Source organism: Microbacterium sp. LWH13-1.2, assembly GCF_038397735.1.
Taxonomy (GTDB): domain Bacteria; phylum Actinomycetota; class Actinomycetes; order Actinomycetales; family Microbacteriaceae; genus Microbacterium.
Map to the genome: position 1 here is coordinate 3,070,300 of NZ_CP151635.1, position 16,457 is coordinate 3,086,756.

Below are 16,457 nucleotides of genomic sequence, written 5' to 3' on the forward strand. Positions count from 1 at the left end.
TCAGGGGATCACTTCGACAGGATGAACGACACCTCGGTGGTGTTCCCGGCGACGTCGACGACCTGCAGCGTGTTCGCGCCAGTGACCGCTCCGAAGGCGCCCGACTTCACGAAGTTCAGGTCGCTCCACTCGTTGTCTGTGAGATCCTTCTCGACGCCGTTGACGTAGAGCCTGTCGATCTTGCCCTCGTCGTAGAGCGTGAAGCTGACCCGCTGATAGCCGACCGCCGCATCGCCCTTCGTGAACCGCGCGCCCTCCTTGACCGTGACGGTCGGGGGCGTCGTGTCGCGGGGCGCCGCCCGATACTCGGTCGCCTCGCCCTTCAGCGCCTCGGTGATGCCCGAGAGATACGCCGACTGGTCGGTCGCGGTGAGGTTGTACGCGACATAGACGCCGTAGCCGTCGGCGACGGTGCGGGTCGCGAAGTCCGCGGCGGTGGCTGCGCTCGTGTTCGCCAGGTCGATGGCCGCAGCCCCGAGCAGACCGCGGTCCTCAAGGCCGGGAACGACGGGCGCATCGTAGGTCGGGTAGTAGGGGTTCCAGGCGTAGTCGAGCACGCTCGCGGCATCGAACAGCGTGAAGTCGGTCGTCGTATAGGTCGGGCCGATCGCGTACAGGCTGATGATCTTGTCGGGGCCGAGTCGATCGCGCAGCGCGGTGGCCAGCCATCCGAACGACTCCGCATTGGGCTGCGGCGTGCCATTGGCGCCGTAGTTCGTCCACTCGTCGTCGAAGTCGATGCCGTCGAGCCCGTAGGTCGTCACGGCGTCGGCGAGCTGAGCGGCGAACGCATCGGCCTGCGCGAACGAGGTGAAGTTCGCGAAGCCGGCACCCTGGTGGTTGCCGAGCACCGAGAGCAGCACCTTGGTGCCCTTCGCCTGCACAGGACGGATCTGCGTCTCGGCATCGTCGAGCGTCTCGGTGACCCGCTCGTTGAAGTGCAGGTATGCCTTCTCACCGTCGTAGTTGATGTTCGCAGCGAAGATCATCGCCATGTCGATGGCTGCATCGCCGGACTCGGCGAGCGTGTAGTCGGCGACGTTGGCTAAATCGTTCGAGTTCACCTCGACGTAGACGGCGAGCTTCGGGTCGACGGGCTCAGCGCTCTCGGCGGCGGCCCCCAGCGAACCGGTGAGAATGCCTGCAGCAGCGGTCGCGAACACCCCCAGCCCGGCGATGCCCTTTCGCAATCGGTGATTCCTGACGTTCTGACTCATGACGGATCGTCTCCTTCGGCGTCGTTGTCGAATCCGGCCGCACCGTCGCGACCTGCGGCCGACTATAGCGCTTAAGTACGCCATCCGGAAGAAGTCCGGTCCGACGGCCAGGAGGGGGCGGATGCTGCAGCATCCGCCCCCTCCCCCGGCCGCCCTCCGGAGTCCGCCCTCACCCAGCGGTCAGATCGTCACGTCTCCGACCAGGTTGACCTTGATGCCCATGCCCGCGAACATCGCAGCCTTGGCGATCAGCGCCTTGTCTGCCGTCTCGGCATCCGGCGCGTAGACGAGCTGAGCGTGATTGGCCTTGTGCCGGGCCATGAACTGATCGCGCGAGATGCCGTGCAGGACCACGTGCGCGATCGGCCACTCCGGGTTCGTCGCGTCCTTGCGGCGCTGGGTCTCCTCGGTCGGGAGCTCGACGACGGAGGCGCGGAAGATGTCGGCCTGCAGGATGCCGTCGGCGATGAACACGCGCGACAGCACGATCTCGCCGGGCTTCGAGACGCCGTTGATCGTGGCGCCGCCCGCGGGGAAGAAGACATGGCCCTGACGCCATCCCTCGGCGTTCTGCCACCCGCCGAGGTGCGACGCGGGGACCGAGCCCGAGATCTCGTAGACCCAGACGAACCGACCGTCGAAGTCCTCACCCCACCGCACGTCGTGCAGCGTGTTGTCTGGCACGAGGCCCATCGCGCGCCACACCCGATCGGTGACCAGCGCATCGACCGCGACGCCCTCGTCGGCCTCGTTGAAGTGGGGGAAGGCTCGGCCCTCGTGCAGCACGCGCGAGCCGTCACGGGATGTGACGGGCGGGCGCTCGGTCGAGTTGAGGATCCCCTCGGCCAGATCCGATGCCGGAACGAGGTCCTTGAGTCCCTGCTGGTACTGGATGCCGACGGCGTCGAGGCCGAAGTCGTCGGCGATGCGGAGCGCGGCGATGTACATCTTCAGCTGCCACTGCACCTGCTCGCGGGTCAGCTCGGTCTCGGCATCCTCGCCGTACCGGAACGTCATGCCCGCGTCGATCAGCCAGTCGTAGGCGGCATCCGCCTCGCCATCGGTGACGTTCAGCATCTCGGCATACAGAGCCGACTGCGAGAGACGCTCCTTGTAGATGCCGGTCTTATTGAGCAGCTCGTCGTCGAAGATCGCGTTGTACATGCCCATGCAGCCCTCGTCGAAGACGCCGATGATGGCCTTCTCGGCGAGCAGCTCTGCGGCGAGCGCCTCACCCAGCGCCTTCTCGGGGCCGTCGGGCAGCTCGGGCAGCGGACGCACGTGGGACGCGTCGTGCGTGATCGAGCCGGTCTCGGTCCACTCCACGATGCCTCTTCTGAACCACTCGTCGGTGAAATCGACCGACCAGATCGTGGCGTACGGCTTGTCCATCTTGGTGAGGCCCGCGTTCAGGCCGAGGAGTCCGACGAGGCCGGGCCAGTCGCCGGCGAAGTTCGCGACGGTGAGGATCGGCCCCTCGTGCGTGCGCAGGCCCGCGAGCACGTGGTGCGAGTACTGCCAGACCGCCTCGGCGACGATCAGCGGAGCATCCGTCGGGATGTTCTTGAAGACCTCGAGACCCATGCGCTGGCTCGAGATGAAGCCGTGGCCGGTCGCCGGGTCGACGTCGTTGGCGCGGATGACAGTCCACCCCAGGTCGTTGAAGACGCCGGTCACGCCCGCTTCGAGCTCGACCTGCACGGGCCAGCCGCCGGTGTTGGCGGCCTCGCGCAGGTCGCCCGAGGCGATCAGGTACGCGGTCTTCGGCGCGGACGCCGGTCGGGATGCCGGTGCCGGCAGGGTGTAGGTCATGACTCGCGTCCTCCTTGATCGCACGTGTTCTGCCACTGTATGTGAAATCGGTTTCAGACTGCAACCGGTCATCCGTTCTGCACTGTCGCCAACTTCGCCGACTTGTGCACACCGAGTGTGAACTCCGGCATACAGCGCGGGACCCCGGTGACATCCTGAGTTCCGCGCCGAACAATGGAGGTATGGACTTGAGCGATCCGCAGGCCTGGACGATGATCGGCATCTTCGCGAGCGCGATGCTCGGCGGCATGACCCTGATGACGACACAGTTCAGCCGGGTGCTTCGCGCCGAGATCGGGGGCCTTCGCGGCGAGCTCGGCGGCGAGATCGGCGGCCTTCGCGGCGAGCTCGGCGGGCTTCGCGGCGAGTTGCGCGGCGAGATCGACGTGCTGCGCACTGAGATGCGAGCCGGTTTCGAGGTGATGAACGTGCGGCTCGACTCCCTCGACACCCGACTCACTCGTGTCGAGGGCAAAGTCGACGACCTCGACACCGAGCTCACGCACCTCGCGACTCGGTTCTGGCGGTCTCAGTGAGGGACCGCGGGTGCTGTCAGCCCCTGGCCGCGGCGACGGCGCTGGCCGGCTGGATCTCGTTGCGCAGCACCACCGTGCGCGACGGCTGATCATCGCCGCCGATGCGCTCCAGCAGCATCCGCGCCGCCGTCACTCCCATATGACGTGCGGGCAGCCGCACGACCGTCACGGCTGTGGGCGAGAGCGTCGTGAAGGGCAGCGAACCGATCACCGCCACGCCGACCTGCGGCGGAGTCAGTCCCTGCTCGGTCAGCACCTGGATCGCTCCAACGCCGATGAGGTTGTTGCCGGCCACCACCGCGTCAGGCGGCTCGGGGAGGGCGAGCAGCTGCTCCATCGCCTCTCGCCCGCCGTCGACGCGGAACGTGGTGAACCGCTCGAGGTCGTCGAGGTCGAGATCCGGGTGCGCTGCGCTCAGCGCCTGGCGCCAGCCCGCGGCCCGCTCGGCCGCAGTGTCGATGTGCTCGGGGCCGCCGATGTAGGCGATGCGCCGGTATCCGGCATCGATGAGATCTTCCGCGGCCGAGGCACCGGCCGCCCGGTTCGCCATGACGACGCCGTCGATGTCGTAGGTCGTGCTGCGGTCGACGGCGACGACCGGCCGCCCCGTCGCGAGGATGCCGCCGAGGTCGGAGCGCTCGTCGGCGGTCGCGATGATCACGCCGGACATGTGCTCGGAGATCGCGATCTGCAGATAGGTCGCCTCCTTCTCGAGCTGTGAGTCGGAGTTGCAGAGTACGACCGAGTACCCGGCCTCCGAGGCGACGTCTTCGACACCTCGGGCCATCTCGGTGAAGTACGGGTTCTCGATGTCGGGGATCACGAGGCCGATGACCTCGGAGCTCTGCCGCCGCAGGGTGCGAGCGGTGCGGTTGGGGGTGAAGCGCAGCTGTTCGGCGGCTCGACGCACCGCCTCGACCTTCGACGCCGAGACGCTGGTGCCGTTGAACACGCGCGAGACGGTGGCCGGCGAGACCTGCGCGAGTCGAGCGACGTCGTAGATCGTGACCATCGGCACACTGTAACCGATTTCAATCGCGTCGGGGAGCTCGCGATCAGGCAGACGAGGCCCGACGGTCAGCCGGCGAGCATCCGATCCCGCACCTGGCGGCGCAGCACCTTGCCGATCAGTGAACGAGGAAGATCATCGACCGCCGTGATGCGCTTGGGCACCTTGTAGGGGGTCAGCCGGGTGCGACAGAAGTCGCGCAGCGCGCCCGAGTCGAGTGTCGCACCCTCGCGGAGCACGACCGCGGCGGCGACCTCTTCGCCCCCGCTCGCTCTCGGAAGGCCGACCACGGCGGCGGCGACCACGTCAGGGTGCGCCTCGAGCGCATCCTCGACCTCGCTGGGCGAGACGTTGAACCCGCCTGTGATGATGAGCTCCTTGAGGCGGTCCACGATCGTCACGAAGCCGTCGGCAGAGACCTCGGCGATGTCCCCGGTGCGCAGCCAGCCGTCGGCGAGCAGCACGTCGGCGGTGTCACCCGGTCGACGCCAGTATCCCTGGAAGACCTGCGGACCGCGGATCAGCAGCTCGCCGCTCTCACCCGACGGCATGTCGATGTCGGTGTCCGCAGGATCGACCACGCGGATCTCGGTGCTCGGGAACGGCACGCCGACCGTGCCGGGGCGACGGCTGCGGCCCATCGGGTTTCCGAGCGCGACGGGCGAGCTCTCGGTCATGCCGTATCCCTCGACGAGCAGGCCGCCGGTCGCCTCCTCCCACCGCTGCACGGTCGCGACCGGCAGGCTCATCGCACCGGAGATCGCGAACCGGACTGTGGAGAGGTCGATGGTCCCGCGTGACGCGGCACGCGCGAGCTGGTCGTAGATCGGCGGCACGGCAGGGAGGAAGGTCGCAGGGCTCGTGCGCGCCGCCTTCGTGACGAGGTCGAGGTCGAAGGTCGGGAACAGCACGAGCTTCGCGCCGATGCTCATCGCGAACGTCAGGCACAGCGTCATCCCGTAGGCGTGGAACAGCGGCAGCACACCGTAGAACGTCTCCTTGCCGTCGACGAGTCCTGGCACCCATGCGCGACCCTGCATCGCGTTGGCGCGCAGGTTCGCGTGAGTGAGGATCGCGCCCTTCGGGTCGCCCGTCGTCCCACTCGTGTACTGCAGCAGCGCGGTGTCGTCCAGCGAAGGGCCCTCGATGCGACGCGAGAGCGGACGATGGTCGACCAGCTTCTTCCAGGCCAGCGCGCGACGCGTCTTCGGGGTGGCTGTCAGCTTGGCCCTCGACGCCCGCGCCTTGGGTATGGGCAGTCGCAGGAGCAGCCGCTGCGGGGCGGGCATGGCCTCGGTGAGGTCGACGCTCACGATGTGCTCGACCCGCAGGTCCGAGGGGAAGTCCGCGATCGTGTCGACCGTCTTGTCCCAGACGATCGCGACCTTCGCGCCGTGATCCTCGAACTGATGCCGCAGCTCCCTCGCCGTGTAGAGCGGGTTGTGCTCGACGACGATGGCGCCGAGGCGGAGTGCCGCATAGAAGGCCACGACATGCTGGGGGCAGTTGGGCAGCACAAGTGCGACCCGGTCGCCCTTGCGCACACCGAGGCGCCGGAGACCCTCGGCAGCGCGCGTGATCTGGTCGCCGAGCTCGCGGTAGGTCGTCACCGCGCCGAAGAACTCGAGCGCCGGTCGACGCGCGAATGCGGAGACGCTGGCCGCCATCATCTCGGGCAGCGTCTGAGTCGGAGCCTCGATCTCCGCGGGAACGTCATCTGCGTAGGAGGCGAGCCATGGCCGGGATTCGTGCGGGTTGACGGACATGTCCTCCATCCTGCCCCGGGCGGCTGTGAGGCGCCCCCGCGCTGCGCCCGAGGCCGGCCCGGTCACAGCTCGGCGAGATACCCGTCCAGCGTCTCGGCGAGCCTGTCCAACCTGATGCGATCGTCTGCCGTCAGCGGTCGGAACGGCATCCGGCAGTCTCCGAGCACCCCTGCGCCGCCCGCGCTCCGTCCGGAGAGGTACTTGGCCGCCGGGAACACGTCGACCGCAACGAGTTCCGAGATGACATGGTTGATCCGTCGCTGTACGCGCTGAGCTGCCGGCAGATCACCGGCGTCGAGCAGGCTCCGAGCAGCACGGAAGAGCTCGATCTGCAGGCCGACCGTGGTTCCGATCGTGCCCCGTGCCCCCGCTGCGACAGCGGGGACGTAGACCTCGTCGAAGCCGTTGATGTATGCCTTGTCCGGGTAGGCGGCCTTCATCCGCTCGAGGGCGTACATGTTGTGCGCAGTCTGCTTGATCCCTATCACGCGCGGATCGTCGAGGAGCGCTCCTGCGGTGACGACATCGAACTCCGTGCCCGTGAACTGCGGGATGTTGTAGACGATCAGCGGAAGATCGACGGCGTCCAGTACCGCTCGGTAGTGCGCGACTATCGTCTCCGCGTCGAAGGAGTAGTAGATCGGAGGGATCATCGACAGGGCGCTCGCCCCTGCCTGTTCGGCGCGCTGCGCGAGAGCGATCGCCTCGCGCGTCGACAGAGCGCCCACATGAGCCACGACAGGCAGCCGACCCTCGGATGCGGCCACGACGGTCTCGACGACAGCTGTGCGCTCGTCAGGGGAGAGAAGCAGCCCTTCGCCGGACGACCCGCAGCAGTAGATCCCCTCGACGCCCCTCTTCGCATAGTCATCGACGAGTGCTGTGAGGAGCCCCATGTCCACCTCGCCATCCGCGTCATAGGGCGTCGCGACCGCGGCCATCAGCACGCCGATATCTGCGGCCGTGGTCACCATGCCGTCCACCCGCCGTCGACCACGAGGTTCGCACCCGTCATGTATCGGGAGGCATCCGAGAGGAGGAAGACGGCCGCGCCGTTGAAGTCCGTAGCCTCGGCCATGCGTCCGATCGGGATGCGGTCGGTGTAGTTCTTCTGGAAGGTGGCGTCCTGCGTATCGCGCCCCACGCCGGAAGGAGTGAGAGTGTTCACGCGGATCCCCTGGCGCCCCCAATACGTCGCGCAGTAGCGGGTGAGGTTGTAGAGCCCGGACTTCGCCGCGGAGTATGCGACGGGCTTCACGAACGGCACACCGGTCTCCTCCTCCCGGTAGGCATAGATGTCCTGCACAGGCGAGACCATGCCGTAGATCGAGCCGACGTTCACGATGGAGCCGGCTCTCCCCGCCGCACGCATGCGTGCCCCGGCCGCCTGGGTGACCACGAAGGTGCCCACGAGATTCACATCCACGACTTCACGGAAGATGTCGATCGGGAATTCCTCGAACGGCCCGGACACCTCCGCGGGAGCGCTCGGCTGCGTATCGAGCCCCGCGTTGTTGATCACCGCATCGGGGCAGGCCCCCCACTGCTGTTCGATGGCGTCGAGGGCCGCTTCGACGCTGGGCTTCGAGACGATGTCCATCGCCAGGGGCATCAGGCGATCACTGCCCACGAGGTCAGGGAACACCGCGTTCAGGCGCTCGGCGTCCGCCGTGCGAGACGCCACGGCTACCCGAGCGCCACGGCCATGCAGTTCACGCACGAAGGCGGCGCCGATCTGACCGAGGCCTCCGGTCACCAGGACGATGCGTTCGGCGACGTCGAAGATGTCTGTCATGAGTCGTCCTTCCACTCAGAGCACCGCGAGGCGCGCGAGATTCTCTCGGTCGTACTCCAGGCCGTTGCCCGGAGCTCGGTTCGGCACGAAGAAGCCGTTCTGCGGCAGTTGAGGCTTGATGACCCCGAGATCGGACAGCGTTCCGCCGTCGGTCATCTCTCCGAACAACGCGTTCGGCACCGCGCACAGCACGTTCGCGGTGAGCTCCATCACGAAGTGCGGGGTCATCGGCGCGCTGAACGCACGCCCGAGTGCAGCGATGTCCATGTAGGGAGTGATCCCGCCCACGCGACCGACGTCGGCCTGGATGAAGTCGCACGCATCGGCCACGAGGTACTGGTTGAACTGCTGGAGCGTGTAGACGTTCTCTCCGAGACCGATCGGGATGGGCGACCGAGCCCGGAGCCGCGCATGAGACTGGACATCGTCGACTCGCAGCGGCTCCTCGACCCAGTACAGGTTGAGGTCGCGGAAGCGGGTGACAGCCCGTACGGCCTCGCCATACGTCCAGCCCTGGTTCGCGTCGACCATCAGCGGGTATTCGCCGACCGCTTCGCGGATCTTGGTCAGGCGGTAGACGTCTTCCTCGAGGTCCGGCTTGCCGACCTTCACCTTGCCTGCCGCGTATCCGTCTGCCTTCCACGACTTCACCTGCTCGACGACCTCCTCCGCCGACAGGTTCAGGTTGATCCCGCTGCCGTAGAGAGCCACCCGATCACGGACCTGTCCGAGGAGCTTCGCAAGAGGCTCCTGATAGTGGAGACCCAACAGGTCCCACAGCGCGATGTCGATCGCCGCCAGCGCGAGGGTCGTCGTGCCACCGGGGCCGTTGTCCCGCAGGTACTGCCAGGAGTGCTGCCAGACGGCGCGAGGATTGACCTCCCGACCGATGAGCGTGGGGATCAGCTCGCGCAGGGCTGCCATCATCATCTGACCGCCCACACCGGAAGTGTGGCTGAATCCCGTGCCCACCAGACCGGAGTCGGTCGTGATGTCGGCGAGGATGATCTCGATGTGGGTGACCTTGTGGATCTGATCTCCCCATGGCCCCTTGGGGAGGGGGATCCGGGAGAGCTGGAGGTCGATGGATTCGATTTTCACGCGTGGTCCTTCCGATGTGTGCGTCGTGGATGTGGGGTGCGCGGTCAGCCCTTGACAGCACCGGCTGCGAGGCCGGCGACGAGGCGCTTCTGCACGATGAGGAAGCCGATCACGACCGGAAGCACGGAGAGCACTCCGCCCGCAGTGAGCAGATCCCAGCGGATCTGGTACTCCCCGATGAACAGGTGGAGTCCGACGGGAAGCGTTCGCGTCGCGGTCTGCGACGTGAAAGTCAGGGCATAGAGGAACTCGTTCCAAGTGAGGATGAATGCGTAGGTTCCCGCCGCGACCATCCCCGGGCGCAACAGCGGCAGCAGCAACATCCTGATCACCTGCGCGGATGATGCGCCGTCGATCTGCCCGGCCTCCTCGATCTCGCGGGGGATGGAATCGGCGAAGCCCTTCAGCAGCCAGGTCGCGAACGGCGTGGCGAAGGCGGCGTGCACGAGAGCGAGCCCGACAGTGGTGTCCATGAGCCCCATGCCGCGCAGCTGGCCCTGCAGCGAGATGACCAGGAGCACGGCAGGGAACATCTGCGCGAGCAGCAGCCCGATCATGACCGCCCCACGACCCCGGAAATCGAATCGTGACATCGCGATGGCCGCTCCGGTCGAGACGACAAGGGTGATCGGAACCGCGATCGCCGCAACCAGAAGACTGTTGCGAAGGTAGGTCAGGAACGGTGTGGTGGTGAGCAGCTCCTCGTACGAGGCTGTCGTGAATGCCGAGGGGATGAGGTTGGCCCCTGCACCCGCGAGTTCCGTACGCGGAGTCAGGGATGTCAGCAGCATGACGATGTACGGTCCGAGGACGAGCGCGAGCACGCCGATGAGGGCGATCGCGAAGCCTGTCCGGCCCGCGTTGCGTACGACGCGAACGCGTATGGGTGTCGTGGCGCTCATGAGCGGCGGGCATCCTTCCGGGTGAGGCGCACGTAGAGCGCGATGAAGACCGCAAGGAACAGTGCCTGGATCACGGCGTATGCGGCTCCGGCGCCGAAATCACTGGACTTGTATGTCGTGAGGTAGGACTCGAGAGCCAGCGTCGTCGATGACGTGCCAGGACCGCCTCCCGTGAGGATGAAGATGAGGTCGACGTAGTTCGACGTCCAGATCAGACGCAGGAGCGTCGTGATCAGGATGGTCGGAAGGATCGCCGGGAGCACGACATGTCGGAAGACACCCACAGGCCCGCATCCGTCGATCTGCGCCGACTCCTTCAGTTCACCGGAGACGCTCTGGAGCGCCGCGAGGATCATGATCGCGAACAGCGGGATGCCCTGCCAGACGTCGATCATGACGAGTGTTGGGAGCGCGGTGCTGTTCTGCGACAGGAACTCGATGGGTGCATCGACGATCCCTGCGCCGAGGAGCCACTGGTTCAGGACACCGTTGTTCGGGTCGAGCACCCACTTCCACATCAGCGCGACGAGCACGCTGGGCGTAGCCCACGGGATCATGATCAGACCGCGGTAGACGCCCCTCATCGGGAAACGGTTGTTGAGCATGAGCGCGAGGCAGAGGCCCCCGACGAGCTGAAGCATCACGGCACCGAACGTCCAGATGGCCGTGCGACCGAGCGTCGGGACGAACTCCGGCGTGCCGATCACCGCAACGAAGTTGTCGAAGCCGACGAAGTCGAGCACGCCGGTGAAGACGCTCACGTCGTTGAGTGAGAACCAGATCGAGCGGACGAGCGGATATCCGGCGAAGACAGCGACCAGCACGATGGCCGGCGCCAGCAGGACCAGCGGCGCGACCGTTCCGCGCCGGGCCCTGCGCGGCGGTCGTGCGCCCGACCGGCGCGGCGCAGGACGCCCCGTGACGACGGCCTCTGTGAGAGTTGAGCTTGTCACGTCGACCTCAGCGCAGTACGTCGGCCATCGACGTCAGCGCGTCCTGGCTTGTGAGCTCGCCCTGGAACGCCTTCTGGATGATGGGGTTCCACTCTTTTGCGGCGAGCTCGGCCACTCCGGCGAGAGCCGGCCACGTCTTCGCGGTCGGGATCGCGTCCACGGCCACCTTCAGGTTGGGGTCGGAGCTGTACGCCTCTGAGTCGATGACCGATTCCAGCACGGGGAGCTGACCCTGTGGTGATGCCGACATCTGGTCGACCTGCGCCTCCTCGGTGAGCCACGAGATCCACGCCCATGCCGCATCCTGCTTCTCGGAACCGGCCATGATGACGTTGCCGCTCATGCTGCCCAGCGTGGCGCCGGGCTCACCGTCGGCCGTCGGAATCGGGACCACGCCGAGCTTGTCGCCGAAGACGCCCTCGAGCTCCTTGAGAGAACCGGGGTGATGGATCATCATTCCCGTGAGGCCCTCGACGAAGTTGGTCTTCACATCGGCGAAGGCTGCAGTGATCGATCCGGGCGGAGCCGCTTCGAGGTCGTTGACGATGCTGAGGTAGTCCTCGTTGACACTCACAGCGGTCTCATCGTCGAGCACCACTTCCCCGCTGTCATCGACGACAGACGCACCGCCCGCGTACATCCACGCGAGCCACTGATCCTGGCCGCCCGCTCCGCCGCGCACGTCGATGCCGTAGCGACCGTCGCCCGTGAGGGCTTCGGCCGCGTCAAGGAGATCCTGCTGGGTCTGCGGTGCGTCGAGGCCGAGTGCTTCGAAGTAGTCCACGCGGTAGTACAGGTAGAGCGTCGTGTACTGGTGAGGCAGCATGTAGACGGCGTCCTCGCCCGGAATCTGCCCGGTCGCCCACAGCGAGTCGACGACGTCATCCGACGCCTCCCACTCGTCGATGTACGGGCTGAGGTCGGCGATCGCACCCTCGGGAGCGAACTGGCCGAGCCACCAGTCCTTGCTGCGTGCCGCGTCCGGACCGGTGCCGTTCATCGCCGAGGACACCAGCTGATTCTGGTATTGATCGAGCGGGATCGTCTCCAGAGTGACCTCGACGTCGTCCTGCGACGAGTTGAACTCCTCAGCGAGTTCGGTCCACGTCCCATCGGTCGCGTCGTCCTGCCACAGCCAGTAAGTGATCTCGACTGTGCCGCCTTCTTCCGTGGGTGCCGCGCCACCCGCACAACCCGCCGTGAGTGCCGTGATGCCCAGCACAGCGACTGCGGGGAGGATCCTCTTCGTGAAACGCATGATGTGTACTCCTTCGTTCATCATTCGGTGGTCATATGGACGGTGAAATCGATTTCATTACCGTCCGGCAAAATGGTCCGATATTCGGACCGGTGTCAGACTGCGAAGCCGCCCGGCACCCCGAACGCGATGTCCGGATAGCGATTGCGCACGCCGTAGAAGTGCGCGTCGAGTTCGTGCACCGCGCGGCGCGCATCTCCCGCTTCGATGGCTTCGATGATGCGACCGTGCATCGCCGCGATCGCAGGGTCCTCCTCGACGTTCTCACCCTTCGCCGACGAGAACACCGCCCAGAACGAGTGGAGGAATTCGTCGACGACAGCGTTCTGCATCGGCGCGAGCAGTCCTCGATGGAACTGCTCATCCTGCTCTGCGAAGCTCTCCCCCCGCACAGCCCGCTGCACCATCTCTTCCGAGAGCGCTCGCAACCGGGCGAGGTCCTCGACGGTCAGCCTCGGAATCACCGTCGGGAGCAGTGAGGTCTCGAGAGCGTGGCGCACCTCGAGGAGCTCTCGTGTCGCCACGTCGCGATCCGTGACGAAGCCCACCCAGCGAGTGGCGAAGTCCGCCGCACGGATACCCAGCCAGACGCGTCGAGCACCCTGTCTGGCAACGACGATGCCGAACGCCTCGAGCACGCTGAGCGCTTCCCTGATCCGCTGGCGCCCGACTTCGAGCTGTGCACCGAGCTCGGCCTCGGTCGGCAGCGGATCGCCGACCTGAACCCCTGAGGACTGCAGATGCTGCGCGAGGCGCCGATAAAGCGCATCAGACAAGTCAGGTTCCACCGGAACTTGGTTGTCTGACATATTCTGTCCACTTCGTCGTGTTTTGGCGGGGATGCCGTTGTCTTCACGCTATAGCACAGGCGAGAACTGATCAAGATGTCGACATGATTGCATGTCAAACAATAAACTTGTCAGACAAATTACGGGTTCTCCGGGACAGAAAAGGGCGGCAGGGCCTGAGCCCTGCCGCCCTTTCCGACGAACGCGTCTAACGGTGCGCGGCCACCACCTGCGCGACGGCCTGTCGCTCGGCATCCGTCGGCTCCGCGATCGCCATGCGGCAGTGCGTGTCGACGACGTCGAGCACGCGGTAGGCCTCCTTCATGCGTGCCATGTCGCCACCGATCAGCGACACGACATCGTCGACGGCGGCCTGGGCTGCGGCGATCGCGTCCGCATCGCCGGAGCGGCCGGCGTCGGCCAATGCACGGAACGGCTTCGGAGTGACGGAGGAGACCCCGGAGACGACCCCTTGCGCGCCCGAGCGGACCGCCGCGATCAGGTCGCGGTCAGCGCCGGTGTAGAGGTCGAAGTCGGCCGGGACCGCAGCCCGGTAGGCGGCGATCTCGTCGAGAGACAGTTCGCTGACCTTCGCGCCCACGATGTTCGGCAGCGCGGCCAGGCGCGTCAGCAGCTCGACCGACACCGGATTGCCGCTGCGGGCCGGGTAGATGTAGACGTAGAGCCGACCGTCGCCGACCGCCGCCGACAGCGCTTCGAAGTACTCGAAGATCGACTGGTCGGTGGCCTTCAGGTAATAGGGGGTGAGCGCGGCGAACTCGGTCGCACCGAGGCCCTTCGCGATCTCGACGAGACGCAGCGCCTCGAACGCACTCGGCTGACCGACATGCACGACGACGCGCATGCGATCCTTCAGCTCGGCCAGCGCAGCCTCGACGATCGCGGCGAACTCGGTCGCGTCGATCGCGGGGAATTCGCCCGTGGTGCCGAGGATGAACGCACCCTCGTTGCCTGATCCGGCGACGAAGCGGAAGATCGCTCGTGACCCCTCGAGGTCGAGTGCACCGTCGCTGTGGAAGGCGGTCGGCACGGCGGTGAGGATGTCGTAGCGGGTCACTTCTCGTTCTCCTTGGGGTTCTTTCGGGTCTTTCGCGGCCGCCGCGCGGGAGCGTCGACGTTGCGGACGGTCGAGGTGAGCAGATCCGGATCTGCGGCGAGCTCGCCGTGCGCCTTCTCGATCTGCTCGCGGCTCTCGGCCTGCAGGATCGAGTCCTCCAGCGAGGCGCGCTCCGCACGGGGTGTACGGGCGGCGCGGATGGCCGGCATCACGATCGAGAGCACCGCGAGAGCGAGCAGCACGATCGCGATCGGGCTCACGACCTCGAAGAACGGTCGGGTCGGGAGGATCGCCAGCGTTCGAGCCAGGTTCTCCTCGGCGAGCGGGCCGAGGAGAAGGCCGAGCACGATGGGACCCGCGGGTACCTGCATCCGCTTGAGCAGAACTCCGATCACGCCGAAGACGAGCATCGTCACGACGGTCGAGAGACTGTTCGAGGTGGCATACGTGCCGATGATGCAGAAGATCAGGATGCCGCTCCACAGGTACGGCTGCGGCACGTCGAGCAGCTTCACCATGCCCTTCATCCGGACGAGGCTCAGCGCCAGGGACAGCAGCGTCGCGACGAGCATGATGCCGACGATCGAGACGACGAGGTCGGGACGGTTGGTGAAGAGCGTCGGCCCGGGCGTGATGCCCCAGATGATCATCGAGCCGATCATCACGGCCATCACCGAGTCACCCGGGATGCCGAGCGCCATCGTGGTCGTGAGCGAGCCGCCGAGCGTCGCGCTGGACGCCGTGTCGGAGGCGGCGACGCCCTCGATGGATCCCTTGCCGAACATCTCGGGGTGCTTCGACGCCTTGCGCGCGCGTTCCCATCCGATGAGGCCTGCGATGTCGCCACCGGCCGCGGGGATGAGCCCGACGCCGAGTCCGACGGCGCCGCCGACGGCAGTGGCGCGTCCGCTCTGCTTCAGCTCCGAGCGATTCGGCCACCAGCGCCCGAGGCTCGAGATGGGGCGCACGTTCGACTTCCGGTACGTGAGCAGCTGGTCGAAGAGCTCGGCGATGCCGAAGAGACCGATGATCACGGCGATGAAGTTCACGCCCTCGACGAGTTCGAGCACCCCGAACGTGAAGCGCTGGTCTGCGGTCGCGGCGTACGTCCCGACGGTGCCGAGCATCAGACCGAAGAGGCCGGCGAGGATGCCCTTGAGCATCGACTTCGACGAGATGCCGATCATGATCGAGATGCCGAAGATCACCAGCGCGAACAGCTCGGGCGACTTGAAGTAGTCGCGGGCGAAGCTCGCGATCGGCACTGCGGCGACCGCGAAGAGCACGAGCGAGGCGAGGATGCCGACGGCCGAGACGATCGCCGAGATCGTGAGCGCGAGACCTGCACGTCCCTGTTTCGCCATCGGATAGCCGTCGAGAGTCGTCGCGATCGAGGCGGGAGTGCCCGGGGTGTTGATGAGGATCGAGGGCACCCGGTCGCCGAAGTTGGCTGCGACGTAGATCGTCAGCAGCACGGCGAGACCCTGGACGGGCTCGAGGGTGAGGGTGAAACCTGCGGCGAGCGCGACCGCCATGGTCGCAGTGATGCCGGGGAAGGCTCCGACCATGAAGCCGAGCAGGAGTCCCACGAGCATGTAGAGCAGGATCGAGATGTCGAGGAGCGAGTTCAGCCCCTCCATGAGCGCGTTCACAGCGGGATCCTCAGGAGCATGCCGAACACGACGTAGACGAACGCCGTGACGGAGGCGGAGTAGATGATCAGGCTCAGCCAGCGGCGGTGACCGTAGAGGAGCATGAGGGCGGCCATCAGCACGGCGGCGGCGATCGGGAAGACCTCGATGCGGTAGCCGAAGAGGATGACGGATCCGAGCGACCACACGGCGATGAAGGCTGAGGCGATCGCGAGGGTGAGGATGACGCGGGTCGTGCCACCCGGCTGGATGCGGTCGAGGTCCTCGCGGCCGGGAGCCGGACGCGTGATCGCGATCGCCAGGACGGCGAGGGAGATGACGACGGCCGTGACGGCGATGACCATGGGCCAGAAGCGTGCGTCGATCTGGCCGGGGAGGGCTTCACGGCGCAACGGGATCTGCGTGGTGAGGAACAGATAGCCCGCGCTGAAGGCCAGGGAGACGACCCCGAAGACGATCTCGAGCGGTCTCGACGCGGGCGCACCCTGGTGTTCGTCCTGCTCGACCCGATCGGTGTGGTCGACCGCGGGGGTGGACTCGGCGTGGGACATGGTTCTCCTTCCCTGGTCTGGCGTGCGGCGGGGACGGTG

The 16,457-nt window shown here is 66.6% G+C and carries 15 protein-coding genes; 1 reads left to right on the forward strand and 14 read right to left on the reverse strand.

The window, feature by feature from the left end; genetic code table 11:
• Positions 1-8: 8 nt before the first annotated feature.
• Complete coding sequence (locus MRBLWH13_RS14760) at positions 9-1,217, reverse strand: endo-beta-N-acetylglucosaminidase H (RefSeq protein WP_341955697.1); 1,209 nt, start codon at positions 1,215-1,217, stop codon at positions 9-11.
• A 180-nt stretch (positions 1,218-1,397) separates the two neighbouring features.
• Positions 1,398-3,029: a fucose isomerase gene (locus MRBLWH13_RS14765; RefSeq protein WP_341955698.1), complete on the reverse strand. Its 1,632-nt coding sequence runs from the start codon at positions 3,027-3,029 to the stop codon at positions 1,398-1,400.
• A 182-nt stretch (positions 3,030-3,211) separates the two neighbouring features.
• On the opposite strand from MRBLWH13_RS14765, the gene MRBLWH13_RS14770 reads away from it, so the two are divergent.
• Positions 3,212-3,565, forward strand: a complete 354-nt coding sequence (locus MRBLWH13_RS14770) for a hypothetical protein (RefSeq protein ID WP_341955699.1) — start codon at positions 3,212-3,214, stop codon at positions 3,563-3,565.
• A gap of 16 nt (positions 3,566-3,581) precedes the next feature.
• On the opposite strand, the gene MRBLWH13_RS14775 is transcribed toward MRBLWH13_RS14770, so the two are convergent.
• The 12 genes from MRBLWH13_RS14775 to MRBLWH13_RS14830 all read right to left on the reverse strand — a co-directional run bounded on the left by MRBLWH13_RS14775 (position 3,582) and on the right by MRBLWH13_RS14830 (position 16,418).
• Positions 3,582-4,577: a LacI family DNA-binding transcriptional regulator gene (locus MRBLWH13_RS14775; protein WP_341955700.1), complete on the reverse strand. Its 996-nt coding sequence runs from the start codon at positions 4,575-4,577 to the stop codon at positions 3,582-3,584.
• A 65-nt stretch (positions 4,578-4,642) separates the two neighbouring features.
• On the reverse strand, positions 4,643-6,340 hold the full coding sequence (locus tag MRBLWH13_RS14780) for a long-chain-fatty-acid--CoA ligase (RefSeq protein WP_341955701.1): 1,698 nt from the start codon (positions 6,338-6,340) through the stop codon (positions 4,643-4,645).
• A gap of 62 nt (positions 6,341-6,402) precedes the next feature.
• Positions 6,403-7,314, reverse strand: coding sequence for a dihydrodipicolinate synthase family protein (locus MRBLWH13_RS14785; RefSeq protein WP_341955702.1), 912 nt, complete (start codon positions 7,312-7,314; stop codon positions 6,403-6,405).
• The gene (locus tag MRBLWH13_RS14790) at positions 7,308-8,135 is read right to left on the reverse strand and encodes an SDR family oxidoreductase (RefSeq protein WP_341955703.1); all 828 of its coding nucleotides are present in this window, start codon (positions 8,133-8,135) and stop codon (positions 7,308-7,310) included. The genes MRBLWH13_RS14785 and MRBLWH13_RS14790 overlap by 7 nt, the downstream gene beginning before the upstream one ends.
• Positions 8,136-8,150: 15 nt before the next feature.
• Entirely contained in the window at positions 8,151-9,236 is a 1,086-nt protein-coding gene (locus tag MRBLWH13_RS14795; RefSeq protein ID WP_341955704.1) for a mandelate racemase/muconate lactonizing enzyme family protein, read from the reverse strand.
• A 44-nt stretch (positions 9,237-9,280) separates the two neighbouring features.
• Complete coding sequence (locus MRBLWH13_RS14800) at positions 9,281-10,138, reverse strand: carbohydrate ABC transporter permease (RefSeq protein ID WP_341955705.1); 858 nt, start codon at positions 10,136-10,138, stop codon at positions 9,281-9,283.
• On the reverse strand, positions 10,135-11,091 hold the full coding sequence (locus tag MRBLWH13_RS14805) for a sugar ABC transporter permease (RefSeq protein ID WP_341955706.1): 957 nt from the start codon (positions 11,089-11,091) through the stop codon (positions 10,135-10,137). Before MRBLWH13_RS14805 ends, MRBLWH13_RS14800 begins: the two co-directional genes overlap by 4 nt.
• Positions 11,092-11,098: 7 nt before the next feature.
• The gene (locus tag MRBLWH13_RS14810) at positions 11,099-12,349 is read right to left on the reverse strand and encodes a sugar ABC transporter substrate-binding protein (protein ID WP_341955707.1); all 1,251 of its coding nucleotides are present in this window, start codon (positions 12,347-12,349) and stop codon (positions 11,099-11,101) included.
• A gap of 95 nt (positions 12,350-12,444) precedes the next feature.
• A complete protein-coding gene (locus MRBLWH13_RS14815; protein WP_341955708.1) occupies positions 12,445-13,125 on the reverse strand; it encodes an FCD domain-containing protein in 681 nt (226 codons plus the stop codon).
• Between the two features lie 220 nt (positions 13,126-13,345).
• Positions 13,346-14,215, reverse strand: a complete 870-nt coding sequence (locus tag MRBLWH13_RS14820; RefSeq protein ID WP_341955709.1) for a dihydrodipicolinate synthase family protein — start codon at positions 14,213-14,215, stop codon at positions 13,346-13,348.
• Positions 14,212-15,867, reverse strand: coding sequence for a tripartite tricarboxylate transporter permease (locus MRBLWH13_RS14825; RefSeq protein WP_341955710.1), 1,656 nt, complete (start codon positions 15,865-15,867; stop codon positions 14,212-14,214). The genes MRBLWH13_RS14820 and MRBLWH13_RS14825 overlap by 4 nt, the downstream gene beginning before the upstream one ends.
• Positions 15,864-16,418 (reverse strand): tripartite tricarboxylate transporter TctB family protein, encoded by a 555-nt coding sequence (locus MRBLWH13_RS14830; RefSeq protein WP_341955711.1) that lies wholly within the window; start codon positions 16,416-16,418, stop codon positions 15,864-15,866. Before MRBLWH13_RS14830 ends, MRBLWH13_RS14825 begins: the two co-directional genes overlap by 4 nt.
• Positions 16,419-16,457: the final 39 nt, after the last annotated feature.

Coding starts and splice junctions, on each gene's coding strand:
- MRBLWH13_RS14760 (WP_341955697.1), bottom strand. CDS start 1,217: ATGAGTCAGAACGTCAGGAATCACCGATTGCGAAAGGGCATCGCCGGG.
- MRBLWH13_RS14765 (WP_341955698.1), bottom strand. CDS start 3,029: ATGACCTACACCCTGCCGGCACCGGCATCCCGACCGGCGTCCGCGCCG.
- MRBLWH13_RS14770 (WP_341955699.1), top strand. CDS start 3,212: ATGGACTTGAGCGATCCGCAGGCCTGGACGATGATCGGCATCTTCGCG.
- MRBLWH13_RS14775 (WP_341955700.1), bottom strand. CDS start 4,577: ATGGTCACGATCTACGACGTCGCTCGACTCGCGCAGGTCTCGCCGGCC.
- MRBLWH13_RS14780 (WP_341955701.1), bottom strand. CDS start 6,340: ATGTCCGTCAACCCGCACGAATCCCGGCCATGGCTCGCCTCCTACGCA.
- MRBLWH13_RS14785 (WP_341955702.1), bottom strand. CDS start 7,314: ATGGTGACCACGGCCGCAGATATCGGCGTGCTGATGGCCGCGGTCGCG.
- MRBLWH13_RS14790 (WP_341955703.1), bottom strand. CDS start 8,135: ATGACAGACATCTTCGACGTCGCCGAACGCATCGTCCTGGTGACCGGA.
- MRBLWH13_RS14800 (WP_341955705.1), bottom strand. CDS start 10,138: ATGAGCGCCACGACACCCATACGCGTTCGCGTCGTACGCAACGCGGGC.
- MRBLWH13_RS14810 (WP_341955707.1), bottom strand. CDS start 12,349: ATGCGTTTCACGAAGAGGATCCTCCCCGCAGTCGCTGTGCTGGGCATC.
- MRBLWH13_RS14830 (WP_341955711.1), bottom strand. CDS start 16,418: ATGTCCCACGCCGAGTCCACCCCCGCGGTCGACCACACCGATCGGGTC.